This window comes from Nitrospirillum bahiense (genome assembly GCF_007828025.1).
Lineage (GTDB): Bacteria > Pseudomonadota > Alphaproteobacteria > Azospirillales > Azospirillaceae > Nitrospirillum > Nitrospirillum amazonense.
Window position 1 is genome coordinate 211167 of the sequence record NZ_VITO01000007.1, and the last position, 21515, is coordinate 232681.

Below are 21515 nucleotides of genomic sequence, written 5' to 3' on the forward strand. Positions count from 1 at the left end.
GGCGCTCGTTTGTTTAGCCGTCCAGCTTGGCCGTCAGGCCCAGGAAAGCGGGCAGCGGGTGGGTCACCACGTAGGTGGGGATGGGACCCAGATAGTCGCGCATGCGGCCCTTTTCCACAAAGCGCTTGCGGAAGCGGCTGTGGGTGAAGAAGGACAGGATGCGCGGCGCGATGCCGCCGGCGATGTAGACGCCGCCGCGCGCGCCGATGGACAGGGCCAGGTTGCCGGCCACGGTGCCCAGCATGCCGCAGAAGGTCTCCAGCGCCTCGATGCACGCCGGGTCGCCGGCATGGGTGGTGGCGGCGGCCGTGACCTGGGCGGCGGTCAGGCGCGCCGGCTCCCGGCCGTCGGCCAGGCACACGGCCTCATACAGGTTCACCAGGCCGGGACCGGACAGCACGCGCTCCGCCGACACATGGTCGAACTGCTTGCGCAGCACCGCCAGGATTGCCGATTCCCGGTCATTCACCGGGGCCATGGTGACGTGGCCGCCTTCCGTTGCCAGCGCGGTCCAGCCGGGCTGACCGTTGCTGCGCTTGCGCGGGATCAGGGACGAGACGCCTAGGCCGCTGCCCGGGCCCAGGACGGCGATGGGCGCGTCCGCCACGGGCGCACCGTCCCCCACCTGCGCCCGGTCGTCGGGGCCCAGGGCGGGAATGGACAGGGCGACGGCGGTGAAGTCGTTGACCACCTCCAGCCGGTCCAGCGACAGCGAGCGGCGCACGCCGTCGATCGAGAATTCCCACGGCAGGTTGGTCATGCGGATGCGGTCGCCGGTCACGGGGCCCGCCAGGGCGATGGCGGCCTGCTTGGGCCGGGCGCCCGGCGCTTCCAGCGCCAGATAGGCCTCCGCCGCTGCTTCCAGTGAGGGATAGTCGGCGCAGGGCAGGATGCGCACGCCCGAGATGCTGGCGGCGTGGGCGTCGTGCGGCGCCGTTTCCGAGGACTCGGAGAGGGCAAACCGGGCGTTGGTGCCGCCGATGTCCGCCAAGAGCGAGAGGCCCTGCATGGGTGACGCCTTCCTTTTCCGTTTCCTTCCCGTTCCAACGACCCGGCGGCCTTATGCCCGGCCGCCGGGGTGCGTACCCCATTATACAGATAGGGTGTGCGCCCGGGGTCAAACCCCGCCCGCGCGCGTTTTCCGCCACCGACTTAGAGCGTGGCGGCGACAGCGCTGTCAATATCATTGGTGTAAGAAAATTGGGGCATAGGCCCCTCCTGCGATGTAACGCAATTACATGATGTTCTCTTGAATCAATGTGTTGCGTCGCACAACGGTTGGGGTAAGCCGATTTTCGCCGGACCAGGGCAATGGACTGAATAATCAAGATTCTTCGCCCGTGGTGCATTTTCCGCTTGATCAACCGGCCCTCGATCGGCATATTGTGCAGTGCGACATGGCCGCGATTGTGGTTCTGTCGTAACGCACTTCTTGGGCGTTTCCTCCCTAAACTCAAGGCCGCGCCGATAGGCGCGGCCTTCTTTATTTCCGGGTCTCGGGCCTCCCGCCGCCGTCCGCTGGGCGGAAGCTCGACTACCCGACTATCCTGCGCCCCAAACGACGCGTACTGTTTTCGCGCCCTGGCTTTCACGCAGCCGGTAAACCGCCCCGGTCGCCGGTATCGCCCCCGCCGCCGGGGAAGGCGAACCCCACCGCTCCATTGGAATGCGTCATTCCCCTGCACCGTTGCGCCCATCAGCGGCACGGGGAAGAAAATTTTCGATTTGATGAAACAGAAGGGTTGCCAGCCGGTGCGGGCGATGCTACACAGCCGCCCACGCCGATGACCCCGGCAACGGGGCCCCGCAAAAATCGGCGGATTTCGAAGGATGGGCGCGTAGCTCAGCGGGAGAGCACTACCTTGACATGGTAGGGGTCACAGGTTCAATCCCTGTCGCGCCCACCATCCTTCCCCAGAAAAATCAATACGTTAGAGCCGCGACGGGCAACCGGGCGCGGCTTTTGTGTTTCTGGTTCGAGCACGACCGACGTTGCCCTGCGGCGCGTGGCCCGCCCGCATCCCCGACGCTCAGGGACACGGGCGGGATAGCCCCGATCAGCGGCCCTTGGACAGGAAGGCCAGGAAGGCGGCCTTGGCCTCGGGACTGGTCAGCGCCTGGGCGAAAAGGGTTGCCTCACGCGCCATGGCCTCCAGCACCTGGGGCGTGTCATGGCGCATCAGCGCCTTGGTGTTGGCCATGGCCGCGCGAGGCTTGGCCGCCAGCGCCGCCGCCTTGGCCGCCGCATGCTCATACAGCGTTTCAGTGGGGATGACGGCGTTGATGAGGCCCGCCGCCTCCGCCGCGTCGGCCGTCAGCGCCTCACCCGCCATCAGCATGGCGGCGGCGCGGGGATGGCCCAGCAGGCGGGCGGCCAGCACGCTGGATCCCGCCTCCGGCACCAGGCCCAGGCTGACGAAGGGCATGGCGAAGTGCGCGCTGGGGGCGGCGTAGACCAGGTCGCAATGCATCAGCAGGGTGGTGCCGACGCCCACCGCGTGGCCTTCCACGGCCGCCACCACGGGTTTGGGGAATGTGGCCAGCGCGCGCAGGAAGCGCATCACCGGCGTATCGGCCGACAGCGGCGGTCCGGCCAGGAAGTCCGCCAGGTCGTTGCCGGCGGTGAAGCTGCCGCCCGATCCCTGGATCAGCACCGCGCCCACGGCGTCATCCGTGGCGGCGCCGGTCAGCGCCTCGGCCAGGGCCGAATACATGGCTCCGGTCAGGGCGTTGCGCTTCTCCGGCCGGTTCAGCACCAGGGTGCGGACCCCGTTCCCGTCCTCCACCAGGACCGCGGCTTGACTCATCTTCTCATCTCCCAAGGTGTCCCCGGCGGCGGCGCTGCGGCGTCCGGCCCGGCGGTTAGTGATTGCTTATCCCGGGATGCTGCCGCAGCTGGGCACGGCGGGCAAGGCTTGCATGATGACATTCACTTCGGATGGCCCGCCGCAGGGGCCAAGCGCGCCGGAACCATCCGTTCGCGGCGGCGGTTGGAAAGGGCGTTGGGTACGCCGCGTGCTTGTTCAAGGCTGTTAACCCAATCTTTAGATGTCCCGGCAAAAGATGACAGCATGGTGAACGGGGCGCGTCGGATTTGCTGCCCCAATCACCTCACTCTGGGCCAAGTCCGGCGCCGATATGCGGCCAGGACGGTACTGAAAGGGGACGGGCGATGGGTTCATTCTCTTCTGAGTCGGTCGACCTGCTGCGGGCCTACACGGCCCAGGCCAACCGCTACCCCATGCTGTCGCCCGAGCGAGAGCTTGAGCTTGCCAACCGCTGGACCGCCAGCCAGGACCAGCGCGCCGCCGATGAACTGGTGCACAGCCATATGCGCCTGGCCATCAAGATCGCCTCCCGTTATGCCCGCTCCGGTCTGCCGGTCGGCGACCTGGTGTCGGAGGCCAACATCGGCCTGGTGAAGGCGGTGCAGCGCTTCGACCCGTCGCGCGGCTTCCGCCTCGCCACCTACGCGTTGTGGTGGATCCGGGCGGAGGTGCAGTCCTACGTCCTGCACAATTGGTCCATGCTGAAGGGGGGCAACACCGCCGCCCTGAAGCGCTTGTTCTTCAACCTGCGCCAGGCCCAGCGCCGGCTGGGCGTCCACGACCGCATGATGACGGACGAGGAGGCGGAGCGCATCGCGGTGGAGATGGACGCCACGGTGGAGGAAGTGCGCGAGATGGAGCATCGCTTCGCGACACCCGTCGCCTCCCTGAATGTCTCCATGGGCGAGGATAATGACCAGGAGGCCATGGATCTGCTGGCGGACGACACCGAATCGGTGGAAAGCCGCCTGGCCGAAGGCAGTGAGCTGCGCCAGCGCAAGGGCCTGATGCTGGATGCGCTGAAGGCGCTGGGCGACCGTGAGCGCCACATCTTCATTTCCCGCAACCTGGCGGATGAGCCGGTGACGCTGGAGCGGCTGGCCCAGCATTACGGCGTCAGCAAGGAACGCATCCGCCAGATCGAGACCGGCGCCTACAGCAAGGTGGCGCGCAGCGTGCGCCGTGCGGCCGAGGGCGGCACCATCACCGCCCCCATCCTGCCCATGGCGGCCAAGCGCGCGAAGTCCGGCATGGGCCGCGTGCCCACCGCCAACGACATCATGGCCCAGGCCGCCCGCTCGGCGGCTTGAGGTTTGATCTGAGTCCCCTCAAGCGGCGGGCGCGGGCATGCGCCCGCTTGCCTTGTCCTCGCTGCGCCCTTCGGTGCTCGCTCCGGCGGCCGCAGTCGCGGCCTAGTTAAAAAATCAGCCTTAATCAATCACCTGCGGCGAGACCCTCGCGACGGGGGTCGACGCCGCCTTCCAGGCCGGTGGCCGTGCGCTTGATGACGTGCAGGCCGCTGGGCATGGACTTAAGCTCCACCGTCTGGCCCAGCGCTTCCAGCCCGGCCTTCAGGGACGGGGCCCAGGGGCCGCTTTCCAGGGCGGTGGTGCCGTTGCGGTTGACGATGCGCGGCAGGCTGACGGCTTCCTGCGCATCCAGGCCCCAATCCAGCGCCGCCACGATGGTTTCCGCGACATAGCCGATGATGGCTGGCCCGCCGGGCGAGCCGACCAGCAGCATGGGCTTGCCAGTCTCGTCGAAGACGATGGTGGGCGCCATGGAGGATCGCGGACGCTTGCCCGCCGCCACAGCGTTGGCCACGGGCAGGCCTGTGCCCGGGCTGGTGGGGATGAAGGAGAAGTCGGTCAGCTGGTTGTTCAGCACATAGCCGTCCACCGCCATGCCCGAGCCGAAGGCGAATTCCACCGAGGTGGTGAAGGACACGGCCATGCCGCTGTCGTCCATTAGGGACATGTGCGAGGTCGATGGAATATCCGCCTGCCAGCCGGGGCCGTACAGCGCGCCCAGCTTCTGCGGCGGCACGCCGGCGGCCACGGGGCCCTTGGCCGCGTGCGCCGGGTCGATCAGCCTGGCGCGCTCGGCCAGGTAGCCCTTGTCCAGCAGCCCCTTGGGCACGGTGACGAAGGCGGGATCGCCGACATAGAGGTCGCGGTCGGCGTAGGCCAGGCGGCTGGCCTCCACCATCAGGTGCCAGGCGGTGGGGGAGTCCTTGCCCAGGCCCTTCATGTCGAAATGTTCCAGCAGGCCCAGCATCTCCACGATGGCGATGCCGCCGGAACTGCTGGGGCCCATGCTGCACACCTTCCACTGGCGGTAGGGCGTGCACAGGGGATCGCGTTCCTCGACCTTATAGGCTGCCAGATCCTGGGCGGTGACCAGGGCCGGAGCCCCCCCGGGTGTGTTGGCCGGAAGGGCACTGTCAGCCAAGTGCTTGGCCAGATCCTGGCCCAGGATGCCGTGGTAATAGGCGTCGGGGCCCTGCGCGGCCAACACCTCCAGCGTGTGGGCCATGGCGGGGTTGCGGAAAGTCTCCCCCGCCTGCAGCGGCGTCAGGCTGCCGTCGGGCCCGGTATGGAAGAACAGGGCCAGCATGTCGGGCCGGTCCTTCAGCTGCGGCGTCAGGCCCTTCAGCAACAGGGCCAGGCGCGGGCTGACGACGAAGCCGTCGCGGGCCAGCTGGATGGCCGGCTGGAACAGGGTGGTCCAGGGCAGCTTGCCATACCGTTTGTGCGCCTCCGCCAGCAGGGCGGGGATGCCCGGCGTACCCACGGCGCGGCCGCCATCGAAGGCGCGCATCAACGGCATGGGGCGGCCGTCGGGGCCGACGAAGCGGTCGGGGGTTGATCCCGCGGGCGCGGTTTCCCGTCCATCCAGGGACACCAGCTTCTTGGCCTTGGGATCCCAGATCAGCATATAGCCGCCACCGCCCAGTCCGGAAGATTGCGGCTCCACCAGGCCCAGCACCAGCTGCACGGCGATAGCCGCGTCCACGGCGCTGCCGCCCTGCCGCAGCATGGCGTGCCCGGCCTCCGCCGCCAGCGGGTTGGCTGCCACCACCATGTCTGACTTGGTGCGCACCACCGGCCGTGGCGTGAAGGGCGAGGCCAGTTCCGGATCGCCACCCTGGGCATGGGCCGGGCCGACGGCCGCCAGCGGTGCCAGGACCAGTGCGCCGGCCAGAAGGGCGGCGGTGAATGGGCGGCGGGTGAAGGCGGGGGCGGGCTGCCGGGGCTTTTTATGCATGCCGCAACAATGGCATGCCGCCGCCGGCCAGGGAACAGGGGAGAGGCGGCCAGGGGAGGGGGCGTCACGCCGTCGCGCCCTGCTACCGCTACCATGCGGGCAAAACAAAACGCGCCGTCCGGTTGGACGGCGCGTTCCGTGTCTCCGGCCCGCGAATTAAGCTCCCCAACGCCGGCGCCCGGCTGATCCCGAAATGGATATTGCCAGATGCCAGCGGGTCGAGGACGAACCCATCTGTCAGGAAACAGGAAATCCGGCGCCGGGGCTTCCCGGCGCCGTCAATCCCGTTCTACCAGATCGGATGGATCAGAGGACTTCCACGCGATTGGCCTGCGGACCCTTCTGACCCATGCTGGTCGTCAGGCGCACCCGCTGCTCCGGCGTCAGGGCGCGGACGCCCGAACGCTCCAGCGCGGTGATGTGGACGAACACGTCCTTCCCGCCGCCATCGGGGGTCACGAAACCGAAGCCCTTGTCGGCGCTGTAGAACTTCACAGTGCCTTCGACGGTCTCGGTCGGGCCGCTGGCTTCCCAGCCGCCGGCGCGGCGCGGGGCGCCACCACCGAAGCTGTCGCGGCGACCGCCGCCCATGCCACCGCCCATGCCGCCGCCGCCACCACCGGGGGTGGCGGTGGACTCATCCACGCTGTGGATGGCGGCAACCTGCGGGCCCTTCTGGCCCTGGGACAGGTCGCAATTGATGGTGGTGCCGTCCGCCAGGCTGTCATGGCCGAAGGCCTGCACGACGGAAGCGTGCAAGAAGGCGTCCGGCGACCCGTCGGACAGGGTCACGAAACCAAAACCTTTCGTGGGGTTGTACCACTTGACGGTGGCGTTGACGCCCCGGCGGGTGATCTGCGGGCTCTGCGGAGAACGGCGCTCATACATGTGATTTGAACTCGAATGTAGTCGATAAAGTGCTTGGCCGGGGGCACCGGTCGCAAGGAAAGGCCCTAACACGCGCCCCTCCCAAGCCGGATCTGGCTGCGCAGGATTCTCTCCTGTGTGGGAGCTTATACCGAAAAAAACGGGACTGCACCAGCCATGCGATGCCGGATGCTCAAGTCATTTCGGAGGGAGCTGGGCCCCGCTGGGCGCACTTGCGCCATCAACCTGAACGCGCCGCAATAACGGGTAGCAATTCTGACGCCCGGGCCCAAGATATAGGGGCCCTTCTTTGATCAGCCGGTGATCTTAATTTTCCACTGCTGAAGCTTGCGATAAATGGTCGATGGGCTGATTTCCAACAGCGCGGCAGCCCGGGGCACGTCGTCGCCCGTCAGCGCAAGCGCACGTTGAATCGCCTGCTTTTCCAGCTGCCACAAGGGCACGATCTCAGTTGAGGAGGCCAGCGGGTCCGCGGCGGCCTGCGCGGCCGGCGGCCTCTCCGGGGACGGTGTGACGGCGGACTCAGGCAGGTTCCGGCGCACGGCGGCATCCGCCGTGGCGCTGCGCAGCGGTTCCGGCAGCATGGCGCGGGTGACGGCGGCCCCGTCATTCAGGACGATCACGTTGCGCAGGATGTTCTGCAACTGGCGGACGTTGCCGGGAAAGTCATAGGCCATCAGCGCCGATTCGGCGTCAGCGTCCAGGCGCTGAAAGGCCTTGCCCTCCTCCTTCGCCATGTCCGCCAGGAAGTGGCGGGCGATCAGGCAGACGTCGCCCTCCCGCTCCCGCAAGGGCGGCAGGTGGATGGGAACCACGTGCAGGCGATAGTACAAATCCTCGCGGAACCGGCCGGCCGCCACCTCGGCCAGCGGGTCGCGGTTGGTGGCGGAGATGAAGCGGACGTCCACCTTCTCCATCTGCGTGGCGCCCACCGGCTGGAAGGTGCCGGTCTGGACGAAGCGCAGGATCTTGGCCTGCAGCTCCATTGGCATCTCGCACACCTCGTCCAGGAACAGGGTGCCGCCGTCGGCCTGGCGCGCGGCGCCCGCGCGGTCGCTGACCGCCCCCGTGAAGGCGCCCTTCACATGGCCGAAGATCTCGCTTTCGAGAAGATCCTTGGGGATGGCGGCGCAGTTGATGGCAATGAAGGGATGGTCGCGGCGGGGGCTGCAGCGGTGGATGGCGTCGGCCGCCAGCTCCTTGCCCGTGCCGCTCTCGCCCGTGAGGAAGACGCTGGCCCGGCTGGGCGCCACGCTTTCGATCAGGCGGTAGACCGTCTGCATGGGGGTGGAGGCGCCGACGAAGGAATGAAAGCTGCCCCGGTCCAACTCCCGCCGGTAATGGGCGACGATGCGGGTCAGGCGCCGCCGCTCCAGCGCGTTGCGCACGGTGACGATCAGGCGGGCGGCGGTGAAGGGCTTCACCAGGAAATCGAAGGCGCCGTCGCGCATGGCCTCCACCGCCACGCTGATGGAGCCGTGGGCCGTCACCACGATGACCGGCAGGTCCGGGTGGCTCTCCCGGGCGGCGCGCAGCACCTCCAGCCCATCGATGTCCGGCAGCTTCAGGTCCAGCACCAGGGCGCCCGGCTGCCGCAGGCGCAGGCTTTCCAGCGCCCGGGTGCCCGTCTCCTGGTGCTCCACCTCGTACCCCTCGCTATGCAGGTATTCGGTGTAGACCCGCGCCAGGGGTGCGGTGTCCTCGACGAGCAGCACCCGGTTGAGATCCGACTCGGTCATGGGCCTACCTGGTATGGCGGGTGGAACGCCCGGGGCGAAGAACATGTGTGCAACGCAAGTGCCTGGAACCGTAGCGTATTCGCGATGCTGGCGGCGTGGGCCGGCGGAAGGTGGGCCAATTCCCGCCCTGTCCAGGCGTCCTCAAACCGGGCGCGCGTTTCAGCATAGCCATTTCAACCGTCACGCAATGACTGTACAATATGTTTCCGCATTAATGTTCCACGGGGCTGGTTCCACGCATGTCTGCCCAGCAGGGCTCCAAGGGTGCGGCGCTGCCACCGGCGACCTTGCCGCAAGCGACCCTGAAGGATCGCTTTGTCGCCTGGTGGGAAGGCTACGACCTGGCTGCGGTGCTCAGCCGCCGTCCGCGTGCCGACGAGGAACAGGGGGAGGCGGGCACCCAGGGCGGTTCCGCCAAGCAGTCGCCCCAGTCCTCCACCGACCGGCGCACCCTGAACCGCTCCGGCAAACCCCTGTGGACGGCCACCCGCGTACAGGTGGCGGAAAAGATTTGGGGCGATGGCTACGCCACCCCCGGCGGCAACGAACACATTCCCACCCTGGTCAAGCCCCTGGGCCTGAACCCGGCCATGAGCGTGCTGGACTTGGCCGCCGGCCTGGGCGGGTCCACCCGCAGCATGGCCTCGCAGTTCGGCGCCTGGGTGACGGGCCTGGAATCCAATCCCGTGCTGGCGGAAGCCGGCATGTTCCGCTCGCACAAGGCCGGCATGGCCCGCCAGGCGCCCATCCAGCCCTTCGACCCGGAAACCTTCTCCTGGCCCAAGCGCGTGGACGCCGTGTTCGCCAAAGAGGGCTTCTACACCGTCCGCAACAAGGACGGCCTGCTGGATGCGGTGGAGGCGGCGCTGAAGCCGCGCGGCCATTTCCTGTTCACCGACTACGTCCTGGACAAGGCCAAGGCCAGCGGCCCCGTCTTCAAGGGCTGGCTGGATCATGAACCGGTTGAGCCGCATCCCTGGACGGTGGACCAGTACGCGCAGGGCCTGCAGCAGCGCAACCTGGACATCCGCATCACCGAAGATCTGTCCGACCTGCACCGCAGCCTGATCCTGACCGCCATCCAGGGGCTGGTGACCCATCTGGAACAGCACAGCATGGATCACGAGACCAAGATCGCGGTGGTGGAGGAGGTGGAGCTGTGGGCCCGCCGCGTGGCGGTGCTGGATGCCGGCATCCGCCTCTATCGTTTTTACGTGTTGAAGCCGGCGGATATCAGCTGATCGATTTTACGATATGACTCAGGTTGACAGCGGGGCCGGCCCTTACTATTTTCCCGGCCTCGAACCGTGATCCAATCCAAGTGCCCGAGTCCAAATCATGAAGATCGTGAACTCCCTGAAGTCGATGAAGACCCGCCACAAGGCTTGCCGCGTTATCCGCCGCAAGGGTCGCGTGTACGTCATCAACAAGCAGAACCCGCGCTTCAAGGCCCGCCAGGGCTAATAAAGCGTTTCTGCCCCGTGGCCGGTTCACCGGCCATCGGAACCAAAAACCGCGCCTGAATGAAGGCGCGGTTTTTGTTTTGGGGTTTTGGGATTTGTTGCGGCTTGAGCGCGATTCGGCTGTGATCGCCGCCCAGCCATGAAAAAGCCCCGCCAGCACAGGCCGGCGGGGCTCTTCCTTGGAGAATCGGCCCGTGGCTTCCGGGGAAGCCACGGGGGTCCCGGCCGTTTACCAGACCTTGCAGGCCTTGGCGCCGCGGTTCATGGGGGCGTCGGCCTTGCAGTTGAAGGCCTTGGCGAACTCCGGATTGTTGGAGACGACGCCGTTCACCCGGTACTCCGACAGGGAATGGACGTCGGTTATCGCCTGGTCGCGCTTTGCGTCGTCGCGCTGGTTGCTGCACCACACCTGTGCGTAGCCCAGGAAGAACTTCTGCTCGGTGGTGAAGCGGCCGTCCTTCTTGGCGCCCTTGCCCTTCAGGGTGGCCATCAGGGCCTTCAGGGCGATGGCGTGGCCGCCATTGTCGGCCAGGTTCTCGCCCAGCGTGGCCTTGCCGTTCAGGTGCACGTCGTCGATGGCGACGAATCCGTCGTACTCATCCACCACGCACTGGGCGCGGGCTTCGAACTTCTTGGCGTCATCGGCCGTCCACCAGTCCTTCAGGTTGCCGTCCTTGTCGTACTGGCGGCCCTGGTCGTCGAAGCCGTGGGTCATCTCATGGCCGATGACCGCGCCGATGGCGCCGTAGTTGATGGCGTCGTCGGCACCCGCGAAATAGAAGGGCGGCTGCAGGATGCCGGCCGGGAAATTGATGTCGTTCTCGGTCGGGTCGTAATAGGCGTTCACGGTCGGCGGGCTCATCAGCCATTCCGCCCGGTCGTGCGGCTTGCCGATCTTGGCCAGCTGGCGCTTGGTCTCGAACTCGGTGGCGCGTTCCACGTTGCCCACCAGGTCGTCCTTCTTGGTCACGACCGAGGAATAGTCGCGCCACTTGTCGGGGTAGCCGATCTTGTCGACGATGGCGTCCAGCTTCTCGTGCGCGCGCTTCTTGGTTTCGGCGCTCATCCAGTCCAGCTGGTCGATATCGACCGAGTACGCCGCCTTCAGGTTCTTCACCATCGTCAGCATCTTGGCCTTCTGGCCGGCGCCGAACGCGGTCTTCACATAATACTTGCCCAGATCCTCGCCCAGCGCGTTGTCCGTCTCCATGACGCAGCGCTTCCAACGCGGCAGGTTCTGTTCCACGCCGCGCAGCTTCTTGGAATAGAAGCTGAAGCGCTCATCCACGAAGGCCTTGGACAGGCGGCTGGAGAAGGCGTGGGCGACATGCCAGGACAGATAGGTCTTCACGTCGTCGGCCGAGGCGCCGGCCAGCACGGTTTGCAGCGCCTTGAAGAAGTCGGGCTCCGTCACGTTCAGGGTCTGGAACGCCGGCGCGCCTGTGGCTTTGAAGTAGTCGGCCCAGGCGAAGCCCGGCGCCAGGGTGGACAGGGTGGCCACCGGCTCCTTGTGGTTCACCTTCTGCGGGTCGTTGCGGTCGGCCAGGCTCAGCGAGGCCTTGGCCAGGTCCGTTTCCAGGCGCATCACCACCTGGGCCTTGGCATCGGCCGCCGCCTTGGCGTCGCCCAACAGCTGGAAAGTGCGCGACACATGCTCGACATAGGCCTGGCGGATGCCGTCGAACTTGGCGCCTTCGCGGACATAATAATCGCGGTTGGGCAGGCCCAGGCCGCCCTGGTCGATCACGGCGATGTCCTGGCGGGCATCCTGGAAGTCCGCCTGCGAGCCAAAGCTGAAGAGCACATCCACGCCCACGTCGTGCAGCGCGGCCACCAGGGCCGGCAGCTGCTCCTTGCCCGGCAGGGCCTTGATCTGGTCCAGCAGCGGCTGGATGGGGGCGGCGCCCTTGGCATCGGCCCCGGCCTCGTCCATGCAGGCGGCGTAGAAGTCGCCCACCCGCTGGTTATCGGCGGAGGGATGGGCGACGATGTCTTCCAACGCCGTCTTCAGGATCTGCTGGTTGCGCTCATGCAGGGCGTTGAAGCTGCCCCAGCGCGACTGGTCGCTGGGGATGGGGTTGGCCTTGATCCACGGACCGCAGGCGTACTGATAGAAGTTCTGGCAGGGGTCGACCGAGTCGTCGACCTGGGGCAGGGCCGCCTCGGTGGCGGACGCCTTCTTGGGTGCGTCGGCGGCCCGGGCCGCGAGAGGCAGTGCCACCAGGGCGGTGGCCAGGGCGATGGGCGCCGCCCGGTTCAGAATCCCCGCGATAGGCTTGCTCATGTGGGGTGCTCCACCTTCGTTGTGTTTTTTGAAATGAAAGGGGGCGCCGGTGGGTGGCACCGGCGCCCCTGTCAGACGCCCGTCACCAGACGCGGCAGGCCTTGTCGCCGGCCACCATCTTGTCGGTGGGCTTGCAGTTAAACGCCTCCGCGAACTCCTTCATGTTCGAGAGGGTGCCGTTGACCCGGTATTCCCCCAGGGAGTGCGGGTCGGTTTGGGCCTGAAGGCGCCGGTACTCCGGACGCGCCTCGCCGCACCAGACCTGGGCGAAGCCGTAGAAGAAGCGCTGGGCCGCGGTCAGGCCGCCGATCTTCTCATCCTTCTTCGTCCCCAGCCGTTCCATCAGGGCGCGGTAGGCGACACGGATGCCGCCGTTGTCGGCGGTGTTCTCACCCAGCTTCAGCTTGCCGTTTTCCTTCACGTCGCCGTCGGCGACATAGCCGCCGTACTGGTCGACCAGGCATTGGGCCCGGGTCTTGAACTGGGCCGCGTCGTCGGCCGTCCACCAATCCTTCAGGTTGCCGTCGCCGTCGAACTTGCGGCCCTGGTCGTCGAAGCCGTGGCTGATCTCATGGCCGATGACCACGCCGATGGCGCCGTAGTTCACGGCATCGTCGGCCGCGCTGTCGAAGAAGGGCGGCTGCAGAATGCCGGCCGGGAAGTTGATGTCGTTGTGGGTGGAGGAATAGTAGGCGTTGACGGTAGGCGGGGTCATGCCCCACTCACCCTTGTCCACCGGCTTGCCGATCTTGGCCATGTCGTAGTGGAACTCGAACGACTCGGCCCGCAGGGCGTTGCCCAGGGCGTCGCCGCGGCTGACCGTCAGGGCGCTGTAGTCCCGCCACTTGTCGGGGTAGCCGATCTTGGCGGTGAAGGCGTCCAGCTTGGCGTGCGCCTTGGCTTGGGTCTCCTTGCTCATCCAGGTCAGGGTGGGGAAGGTCTCATCCAGCGACTTGCGGATGTCCGCCACCATCTGCAGCATGCGGGCCTTCTTCTCCGGCCCGAAGGCGCGGGCGACGAAGTACTTGCCCAGATCCTCGCCCAGGGCGGTGTCGGTGGCGCTGACGCAGCGCTTCCACCGGGGCTTCATCTCCTTGGCGCCGCGCATGGTGCGCTCATAGAAATTGAAGTTCTCCTGCACGAAGGCGTCGGGCAGCCAGTTGGCATAGGCGCTGAGGGTGCGCCACGTCAGGTAAGTCTTGATGTCGGCCAGGCTCAGGCTGTGGATCAGCTCGTTTTCCCGCTTCATGTAGTCGGGATTGCTGACGTTCAGCGTGGCCGGCGGCTTCACGCCCGCGCCGTGAATGTAGGCCGTCCAGTCGATGGCCGGGTCCAGCTGCCGCAGCTCGGCGACGGTCTTGAGATGATAGCGGTTCTCCGGCTCGCGCATGGCGACGCGGTCCAGCGAGGCGTCGGCCAGGCGCGTCTCGATGCCCATGACCGTCTGGGCCTTGGCGGCCGCGTCGGGCAGGCCCGCCAGTTCCATCATCTTCTGGATGTGGGCGACATAAGCGGCCCGCTGCTGCTTGGACTTTTCGTCGTCGCGGAAATAATAGGGCTTGTCCGGCAGGCCCAGGCCGCCCTGGTAGACACCGGCGATGACCTGGGTCGCGTCCTTGTAGTCCTGCTGCTGGCCCACGCGGTGGAAGGCGTTGACGCCGGCGATGTGCAGGTCGACCAGCAGGCTGGTCAGGCCCTTCTTGCTCTTCAGGCCGTTGATGCGGCCCAGCAGGGGCTGCAGCGGCGCCAGGCCCCGCGCCTCGATGCCTTTCTCGTCCATGCAGGCGGCGTAGAAATCGCCCACGCGCTGGCTCTCGGGCGTCGGATGGGCCGCCAGCTTCTCCAGCTCGTCGTGCAGCAGGGCCAGGTTGTCGTCGGCCAGCTTGTTGAAGGTGCCCCAGCGCGGCTGGTCCGCCGGGATGGGGTTGCGCTTGTTCCACACGCTGCAGGCGTGCAGGAAGAAGTTTTCGCAGGGGTTGACGTCGTTATCGACCACCGGCAGGCCGGGGGCGGCCGGGACGCTGGCGCCCTGGACCGGTGGTGCCGGCTGGGCGGTGGGGGGGGCGGGTGCCCTGCTGTCGGTGGATTGGCAGCCGGCCAGGCCGGCGGCGGCGATCAGGGCGGCCAATGCCGCCGATGTGGAAAGGCTGCGTACCCCGGACATGTGATCCATCGTCTGTTGTTGTCGTTGGGCCCTGCGGGGTCCCCTCGTCGGCCGGTGCCGCTGCCCACGGCAACCAGGCCAGGGACCCCGAAGGGGTCAAAATCAAGGCCGCCCGAAAATTTGATGACAGGCGAAATGATTTGATGGAGGCGACAGTACCATAGGCGTCGCGTCGTCAGGAAAGCGCCTTATGTAACCGCTCTGTAACCGGGGCCGCTTCCGGCGGCAGCAGACGCGCCAGATTGTCGCGCAAGGTCCGCTGGCATGATGGGGTGGGTGCCGGCCAGCCGTCGGCCAGCCGTTCCAGGGCCGCCATGTACAGCCGTTCGGCCTCCAGTTCGGCCGCCTTGACCGTCTGGCGCAGGGCCTCGTTCTCGGCGGCGCTGGCGGCCAGCGCCTTCAAGGCGCGGCGGGCCTGGCGCAGCGGCGCGATGACGGGTGCGCGCCAGCGGGCGGCGGCTGTCGCGGCGGCGGCCAGATCCGCCTCGGTCAGGGTGTGGCCACGCGCCGCCGCCCAGGCGCCCCACAGCAGCAGCGGCACGTCGGCGCCGTGCGCGTCCTGCGCCGCCAGGCACGCCTCGGCCACGCCCGGCCGGGCATAGGCGTCCAGGGCGTAGGGCCAGAAGGACTCGGGGGGCTTAGGCAATGGGCTCGCCCACATAGATGCCCAGGCCCCGGGCGGTGCGCACAAGGGTGCCGTCCACCTCCACCGCCGCATAGGCCTTGATAGCATCGGCGATGGGCACGTCGATGACCTTGCGGTTGGACCAGGCCACCATACGGTCGTACTTGCCATGGGCGATCAGGTCGACGGCGTGCACGCCGAAGGCCGACGCGATCAGCCGGTCACGGGGGTTGGGCGATCCGCCACGCTGCACATGGCCCAGCACGGTGACGCGGGTTTCCGCCCCCGTCGCCTCGGCGATCAGATGGCCGATATAGCTGCCGATGCCGCCATAGCGCTTCTGTCCGTCGGTGAATTCCTGCCGGGCCTTGCCGCCGCCCGGCAGGGTGGCCGCCTCCGACACCACCACCAGGGCGAAGTTGCGGCCCTGGGCGCGAATCTGGCGGATGCGGTTGGCCACGCCGTCCACCGTCCAGGGGATCTCCGGCAGCAGGATGACGTCGGCGCCGCCGGCGATACCGGCGGCCAGCGCGATGTGGCCGGCGTCCCGGCCCATGACCTCCAGCACCATGACGCGGGCGTGGCTGGCGGCCGTGGGCTGCAGGCGGTCCAGCGCCTCCGTCGCCACGGCCACGGCGGTGTCGTAGCCGACCGAGACTTCGGTCAGGCCCAGATCGTTGTCGATGGTCTTGGGGATGCCCACCAGGTTCAGGCCGCCCTCCTGCGCCAGGCGGCGCAGGATGGCCAGGCTGCCGTCGCCGCCGATGCCGATCAGCGCGTCCAGGCCCAGTTCCTTGCAGCCGCTGATGATTTCCTGCGACCGGTCCTTCTTCGTTCCGTCGGGCATGGGGTAGGCGAAGGGATCGCCCTTGTTGGTCGTGCCCAGCACGGTGCCGCCCTGGCGCAGGATGTTCCCGTCCACATGCGCCGGCAACAGCACGCGGTGGCGCACCGGCCGGTCCAGCAGCCCGTGTGTGCCCTCCTCGATGCCCAGCACCTGCCAGCTGTAGGTGGTGACGGCGCGGTGGACCACGGCGCGGATGACGGCGTTCAGGCCGGCGCAATCACCGCCGCTGGTCAGGATGCCGATGCGCTTGCCGCTGCTCATACCCGTGCCCATCCCTTGACGAAATGATGATCGAGACGTGAGTTTGAGGAAAACCGGACCTGCCCGCAATCGCCGAGAGGCATGCCGAAAGGCAGCACCCCTATCGCCGGATTTCTGGTATAGATCGCCCGGTGATCGAGATCAGCGAACGCTAAAAGGCACGGATGACTGAACAACACACCCTGAAGGAGAAGCTGGCGACGCTTCGGGTGGAGCATCGTGACCTCGACGACATCATCACCCGCCTGACGGGCCAGTTCCCGGTGGATCAGTTGCAGATTCAGCGGCTGAAGAAGCGCAAGCTGCTGCTCAAGGACTTGATCGCGCGCCTGGAGAGCGAACTGCTGCCCGACATCATCGCTTGATGTCATTTCCCATCCTGGACAGGCCCCGTCCGGGCGTGGCCGGCATGCGGTGCCGGCACTTGCAAGGCCGCTTCCCGTTCCTATAATCCGGCGCTTCCTTTTAGTCCGGGGGGAGCAACACCGGTGAGCCAGAAGCCTGAAAGCGCGCCGCTGGTCGGCATCATCATGGGTAGCCAGTCCGATTGGGCGACCATGCGCCACGGCGCCGCCGTGCTTGAGGAATTGGGCGTCCCGTTCGAGACGCGCATCGTCTCCGCCCACCGCACCCCCCACCGCCTGGTCGACTACGCCACCACCGCCCGCGACCGCGGTCTTAAGGTCATCGTCGCCGGCGCCGGTGGCGCCGCGCACCTGCCGGGCATGGCGGCCGCCATGACCCCGCTGCCCGTGTTCGGCGTGCCGGTGGAAAGCCACGCGCTGAAGGGCATGGACAGTCTGCTGTCCATCGCGCAGATGCCGGGCGGCATCCCTGTGGGCACCCTGGCCATCGGCAAGGCCGGCGCCATCAACGCCGCCTTGCTGGCCGCCGCCGTGCTGGCGCTGAACGACAAGCGCCTGGCCGATGCCCTGGACGCCTGGCGCGCCGCCCAGACCGATCGCGTGGCCCTGGAACCCCGGGACGAGGAATGACCCTTTCCCCCCTCACCGTCGTCCCGCCGGGTTCGACCATCGGCATGCTGGGCAACGGCCAGCTGGGCCGCATGACGGCGCTGGCCGCCGCCAACCTGGGTTATCGCACCCATGCCTACGGGCCGGACGGGGACAGCCCCTGCGCCCAGGTGGTATCGATTGAAACCCTGGCGGCCTTCGATGACTGGGCGGCGCTGGAGGCCTTCGCCAAGGCCGTCGACGTCGTGACGCTGGAGTGGGAGAACATCCCCACGGCCACCATCGATTTCCTGGCAGCCCGGGTGCCGACCTTCCCCGGCGCCCACGTCCTGGCCGTGGCCCAGGACCGCCTGGAAGAGAAGACCTTCGCCAACAATCTCGGCATCGGCACTGCGCCCTTCCGTGCGGTGACCGGCGTCGATTCCCTGCGCGCCGCCGTGGCCGACCTGGGCACGCCGTCGATCCTCAAGTCCGCCCGCATGGGCTACGACGGCAAGGGCCAGGTGCGCCTGGGGCCCGACAGCGACCTGGTCGCGGCCTGGGAGGCGCTGCGCACCGACAGCGCCGTGCTGGAGGGGTTCGTCACCTTCGCCTGCGAGGTTTCAGTCATTGTCGCGCGCCGCGCCGATGGCGTCATGGCCGCCTTCCCGGTGGTGGAGAACCGCCACGCCAAGGGCATCCTGGATGAGACGCTGGTGCCGGCGGCCGTGACCCCGGCGGTGGCGGCCGAGGCCGCGCGCATCGCCCGGACGCTGACGGAGGCGCTGGGCGTCGTCGGCCTGCTGGCGGTGGAGATGTTCGTGACGCCGGACGGCCAGGTGCTGGTGAACGAGGTGGCGCCCCGACCACATAACTCCGGTCACTGGACCATGGATTTCTGCGCCACCAGCCAGTTCGAGCAGCTGGTGCGCGCCGTCTGCGGCCTGCCCCTGGGCGCCACCGACATCATGGCGCCCTGCATGATGAAGAACCTGATCGGCGACGACGCCGACCGGTGGCACGATCTGCTAGCCGAACCCGGCGCCCGCCTGCACCTCTACGGCAAGGCGGAGGCGCGGCCAGGCCGCAAGATGGGGCACGTGAACCGCCCGCGGTGACGTGGGCGGGCGTTTACCTAGGCTGTGACTACCGGATTGCCGCTTCGATGACCGCGTCGATGAAACGGTCGTCCATCCCCTCCTTGGCGAACCAGCGGCGAAAGAAGAAAGGCCCAACCAGCAGGGCGACGACATCGTTGGTGAGGCGGCCCGGGGGGATTTCTCCTTTAGCCTTGGCGCGTTCTATGATGGCCTCAAATGGTGCCATGAAGGTTTTGTGCAGCGCTGCCTGCATGGTGCTCAGCTCGCCGTCGCGCTCCGCCGCGTCAATGATCGAGGGATAAACGGAACCCCAGTTCGCCGTCTGCAGCTGATGGGCGAGATGGGAGAGCAGCGCCCGGGCATCCCCCCGCAGGCTGCCGGTATCGGGCGCGACGGGCGTGCCCCCCAGCCGGGAACAGGCATCGATCAGCAGGGCCGACCGCGAAGGCCAGTGGCGATAAATTGTCGTCTTCGAAATGCCTGAGATGCGTGAGACTTCATCGACGCTCACCCCGGCGATCCCGCTTTGCACCAGTTGCCGGTAGGTCTCGGCCAGCACCTTCGCTTTTGAGCGCTCGACCCTCTTGTCCACGGTCTGTGTTGGTACCGACACGGGGCTCCCTTCCTTCCTTGACAAGAAACGCTACGCTACCGTAGCGTACCAGAAGAACGATTGCGTCCACTATCGTGACCCGGAGCCCACCCTGCAAGTCGAAAGGAAGCCCCCATGAAGTTCGCCTATACGCGCCTGGTGAGCGATGACGTGCCGCGGCTCGCGGCTTTTTACGAGAAGCTGCTGGCAACCCCGTCGGTCGGAAACGACGATTATGTGGAGTTCCGGCCAGGGGGCGCGATCCTGGCGCTGGTGAGCCGGAAGGCCTGTGAATTCATGCATGGTGGGAACTGGGTCGCCGGTGCCAACCGGTCGGCGATCCTGGAATTTCAGGTCGATGACGTCGATCGGGAGCGTGACCGTATCGACGCCCTTGTAACCCACTGGCTGCAGCAGCCCAAGGACATGCCTTGGGGCAACCGTTCCATGCTGTTCCGCGACCCTGATGGCAACACGATCAATTTCTTCCGGCCCTTTGCCGCGAACAGCTGAGCCAATCGCCGCCTGGGCTGGGATGCGTGGAACCCATTCGGGCTACTGTCCCTAGTCGTCCTGGTCCGCAGGTTCCAGCTTCTTGCCGTCCAGGTCTGCCGTCTGGCTGTCGTGGCGCTTCTGCTCGGCCGTGCGCTCGGCCTTGGTGCGGCCATGGACGACGCGGTTCTCGGCCGCCTTGGCCGCCCGCTCTTCCTTGGCCTTCTGCTTACGGAACCGGTTCAGGTTGACTACGTCGCCCACGGCCGTCTTTCCCTCGTCATGATGCTCGGGAGCGCCTGATCGCTGAGGATGGCGGGCGGACATCACCTGCTGAGGGCGGGCCCGGATGCCATTGCGTCCCAAGTCACTAACCTAACCTTAACCCAGGTTCAGCATTGTTCAAGACGGGTTTGTTCCGCCCCCCGTATCGAGGTATGAATTGCCTCACGAATTGGGCGGCATTTTATCGACACGCCCAGGCAGTTGTTAACCATGTTGGTCCCGGCGGACCGGTGAATTCTGTGCTTCGCCTTCAATGCCGGGCCGCTTTTTCTTCGAGGGTCGGGGCGGTATGGACGGTTCTGCGGGCGATGTGGCCAAGCGGCGGCGGCGGGCGACACCGGTGTCTCCGGCTCCGGCGGCCCCTCCGGTAACCGAGGCGCCGGCGCGGCGCACCCTAAATCTGGCGCTGCAGGGCGGCGGATCCCACGGCGCGTTCACCTGGGGCGTGCTGGACCGCCTGTTGGAGGATGGCCGGCTGGATGTCGAGGGCATCAGCGGCACCAGTGCCGGCGCCGTCAACGGCGCGCTGCTGGCCTATGGCCTGCTGACCGGCGGGGCGGAGGGCGCGCGCGCCCTGTTGCACCGGCTATGGCGGCGCATGGCCAAAAGCTCCGCCACCGGCCCGCTGCAGCCCACCTGGCTGGACTGGATGACGGGCGGCGCCGGGCGGCGCAACCTGGACCATTCCCCCATCTACGCTGGGCTGGACATGATGGTGCGCATGATGTCGCCCTATCAGTTCAACCCGCTGGGCCTGAACCCCATGCGCGATGTGCTGGACGGCCTGATCGACTTCGACGTGCTGCGCCGGTCCGACACCGTGCGCCTGTTCGTCAGCGCCACCAACGTCAACCGTGGCCAGCTACGGGTGTTCAAGGGCGCGGACCTGTCCATCGAGGCGCTGTTGGCCTCGGCCTGCGTGCCCATCCTGTTCCAGGCGGTGGAAATCGAAGGCGAGCCGTACTGGGATGGCGGTTATATGGGTAACCCCACGCTCTACCCCCTGCTGCATGACTGCACGGCGACCGACATCCTGGTGGTGCAGGTGACGCCGCTGCAGCGGCCCGCCGTGCCCACAGCACCGAGCGCCATCGTCGATCGCATGAGCGAGATCGGCTTCAACGCCACCCTGTTGCGCGAGCTCAAGTCGCTGGAGCTGGTGAACCGCCTGTGCGCGGACCACGGCATCGACCCGGCGGAGGCCGGCGTGCGTCCCGTTTACCTGCACCTGGTGGAGCCGGGGCCCGGCATGGCGGACCTGGGCGTCTCCAGCAAGCTGAACGCCGACTGGGGCTTCCTGACCGAGCTGCGTGACATGGGACGCGCCGCGGCCGGCGATTGGCTCACCCGCTGCTATGGCCAGGTGGGCCGCGAAAGCAGCTTCGCGGCGGGGCGGGCGATCATCTGACGTGCCGTCTGACGGGGCACCACCTTGGACGTCAAGATGGCGCCGTTCCCCTTCTTAAATGGAGGGTGGCGGAGGCCTGGCTAGGCCGTCCGGCCGAATCGCCTTACCTTTCAAGTCCTTTGTTGCCGGGGCCCCTATCCCACATGCACGCCCGCCCTATGCCGCCCGCTGCCGCACCCCCCTGTCCTTTCGGGTGGGCGGGGCGGTTTCGTGTTGGCCCGCGCCTCCGAGCCGGTAGGATGAACGCAGGCCGTTGATCTGTCTCATGGTCGTCCCCTGGGCGTCCTGCGATGGTGGCGGGACCAAGCAAGAATAGGGG

Annotated in this window: 18 protein-coding genes, 1 tRNA gene and 1 pseudogene; 9 read left to right on the plus strand and 11 right to left on the minus strand. The window is 67.3% G+C overall.

Going from position 1 to position 21515, the window contains the following annotated elements; all coding sequences use genetic code 11:
- Positions 1 to 13: 13 nt before the first annotated feature.
- Positions 14 to 1012, minus strand: a pseudogene (locus tag FBZ88_RS12595) (glucokinase); the annotation flags it as partial.
- Between the two features lie 820 nt (positions 1013 to 1832).
- On the opposite strand from FBZ88_RS12595, the gene FBZ88_RS12600 reads away from it, so the two are divergent.
- Positions 1833 to 1907: transfer RNA gene (locus FBZ88_RS12600), tRNA-Val, on the plus strand.
- 150 nt (positions 1908 to 2057) lie between these two features.
- Here the strand turns inward: FBZ88_RS12600 and FBZ88_RS12605 are convergent.
- Complete coding sequence (locus tag FBZ88_RS12605) at positions 2058 to 2807, minus strand: enoyl-CoA hydratase-related protein (RefSeq protein WP_145617290.1); 750 nt, start codon at positions 2805 to 2807, stop codon at positions 2058 to 2060.
- 365 nt (positions 2808 to 3172) lie between these two features.
- On the opposite strand from FBZ88_RS12605, the gene FBZ88_RS12610 reads away from it, so the two are divergent.
- Complete coding sequence (locus tag FBZ88_RS12610; RefSeq protein WP_145611545.1) at positions 3173 to 4138, plus strand: RNA polymerase factor sigma-32; 966 nt, start codon at positions 3173 to 3175, stop codon at positions 4136 to 4138.
- Between the two features lie 124 nt (positions 4139 to 4262).
- Here the strand turns inward: FBZ88_RS12610 and ggt are convergent, their stop codons facing one another.
- The 3 genes from ggt to FBZ88_RS12625 form a co-directional block, all read right to left on the minus strand.
- Positions 4263 to 6095, minus strand: a complete 1833-nt coding sequence (gene ggt, locus FBZ88_RS12615) for a gamma-glutamyltransferase (RefSeq protein WP_246138631.1) — start codon at positions 6093 to 6095, stop codon at positions 4263 to 4265.
- A 306-nt stretch (positions 6096 to 6401) separates the two neighbouring features.
- On the minus strand, positions 6402 to 6983 hold the full coding sequence (locus FBZ88_RS12620) for a cold-shock protein (protein WP_145617292.1): 582 nt from the start codon (positions 6981 to 6983) through the stop codon (positions 6402 to 6404).
- 293 nt (positions 6984 to 7276) lie between these two features.
- On the minus strand, positions 7277 to 8722 hold the full coding sequence (locus FBZ88_RS12625) for a sigma-54-dependent transcriptional regulator (protein ID WP_145617293.1): 1446 nt from the start codon (positions 8720 to 8722) through the stop codon (positions 7277 to 7279).
- A 239-nt stretch (positions 8723 to 8961) separates the two neighbouring features.
- On the opposite strand from FBZ88_RS12625, the gene FBZ88_RS12630 reads away from it, so the two are divergent.
- Positions 8962 to 9963, plus strand: a complete 1002-nt coding sequence (locus FBZ88_RS12630; RefSeq protein ID WP_145617295.1) for an SAM-dependent methyltransferase — start codon at positions 8962 to 8964, stop codon at positions 9961 to 9963.
- Positions 9964 to 10060: 97 nt separating this feature from the next.
- A complete protein-coding gene (gene ykgO, locus FBZ88_RS12635) occupies positions 10061 to 10186 on the plus strand; it encodes a type B 50S ribosomal protein L36 (RefSeq protein WP_012973122.1) in 126 nt (41 codons plus the stop codon).
- A gap of 228 nt (positions 10187 to 10414) precedes the next feature.
- Here the strand turns inward: ykgO and FBZ88_RS12640 are convergent, their stop codons facing one another.
- The 4 genes from FBZ88_RS12640 to FBZ88_RS12655 form a co-directional block, all read right to left on the minus strand.
- Positions 10415 to 12469 (minus strand): M13 family metallopeptidase, encoded by a 2055-nt coding sequence (locus FBZ88_RS12640; RefSeq protein ID WP_246138632.1) that lies wholly within the window; start codon positions 12467 to 12469, stop codon positions 10415 to 10417.
- 82 nt (positions 12470 to 12551) lie between these two features.
- Complete coding sequence (locus FBZ88_RS12645) at positions 12552 to 14633, minus strand: M13 family metallopeptidase (RefSeq protein ID WP_246138633.1); 2082 nt, start codon at positions 14631 to 14633, stop codon at positions 12552 to 12554.
- A gap of 175 nt (positions 14634 to 14808) precedes the next feature.
- Entirely contained in the window at positions 14809 to 15279 is a 471-nt protein-coding gene (locus FBZ88_RS12650) for a TIGR02444 family protein (RefSeq protein ID WP_186464365.1), read from the minus strand.
- Positions 15272 to 16366, minus strand: a complete 1095-nt coding sequence (locus FBZ88_RS12655; protein WP_145617299.1) for an ATP-dependent 6-phosphofructokinase — start codon at positions 16364 to 16366, stop codon at positions 15272 to 15274. The genes FBZ88_RS12650 and FBZ88_RS12655 overlap by 8 nt, the downstream gene beginning before the upstream one ends.
- Before the next feature lie 164 nt (positions 16367 to 16530).
- On the opposite strand from FBZ88_RS12655, the gene FBZ88_RS12665 reads away from it, so the two are divergent.
- From FBZ88_RS12665 to FBZ88_RS12675, 3 genes are all read left to right on the plus strand, one after another.
- Positions 16531 to 16731 (plus strand): YdcH family protein, encoded by a 201-nt coding sequence (locus FBZ88_RS12665; RefSeq protein WP_040848320.1) that lies wholly within the window; start codon positions 16531 to 16533, stop codon positions 16729 to 16731.
- 165 nt (positions 16732 to 16896) lie between these two features.
- On the plus strand, positions 16897 to 17361 hold the full coding sequence (purE, locus tag FBZ88_RS12670) for a 5-(carboxyamino)imidazole ribonucleotide mutase (RefSeq protein ID WP_040848330.1): 465 nt from the start codon (positions 16897 to 16899) through the stop codon (positions 17359 to 17361).
- Positions 17358 to 18437 (plus strand): 5-(carboxyamino)imidazole ribonucleotide synthase, encoded by a 1080-nt coding sequence (locus FBZ88_RS12675; protein WP_145617302.1) that lies wholly within the window; start codon positions 17358 to 17360, stop codon positions 18435 to 18437. Before purE ends, FBZ88_RS12675 begins: the two co-directional genes overlap by 4 nt.
- A 28-nt stretch (positions 18438 to 18465) precedes the next feature.
- On the opposite strand, the gene FBZ88_RS12680 is transcribed toward FBZ88_RS12675, so the two are convergent.
- On the minus strand, positions 18466 to 19032 hold the full coding sequence (locus FBZ88_RS12680; protein ID WP_246138634.1) for a TetR/AcrR family transcriptional regulator: 567 nt from the start codon (positions 19030 to 19032) through the stop codon (positions 18466 to 18468).
- A 114-nt stretch (positions 19033 to 19146) separates the two neighbouring features.
- On the opposite strand from FBZ88_RS12680, the gene FBZ88_RS12685 reads away from it, so the two are divergent.
- Positions 19147 to 19524, plus strand: coding sequence for a VOC family protein (locus tag FBZ88_RS12685; protein ID WP_145617303.1), 378 nt, complete (start codon positions 19147 to 19149; stop codon positions 19522 to 19524).
- A gap of 51 nt (positions 19525 to 19575) precedes the next feature.
- Here FBZ88_RS12685 and FBZ88_RS12690 read toward each other — a convergent pair whose 3' ends face one another.
- Positions 19576 to 19767: a DUF4169 family protein gene (locus tag FBZ88_RS12690; protein ID WP_145617305.1), complete on the minus strand. Its 192-nt coding sequence runs from the start codon at positions 19765 to 19767 to the stop codon at positions 19576 to 19578.
- Between the two features lie 310 nt (positions 19768 to 20077).
- Here FBZ88_RS12690 and FBZ88_RS12695 point away from each other — a divergent pair, with 310 nt between their 5' ends.
- Complete coding sequence (locus FBZ88_RS12695) at positions 20078 to 21196, plus strand: patatin-like phospholipase family protein (protein WP_145617307.1); 1119 nt, start codon at positions 20078 to 20080, stop codon at positions 21194 to 21196.
- Positions 21197 to 21515: the final 319 nt, after the last annotated feature.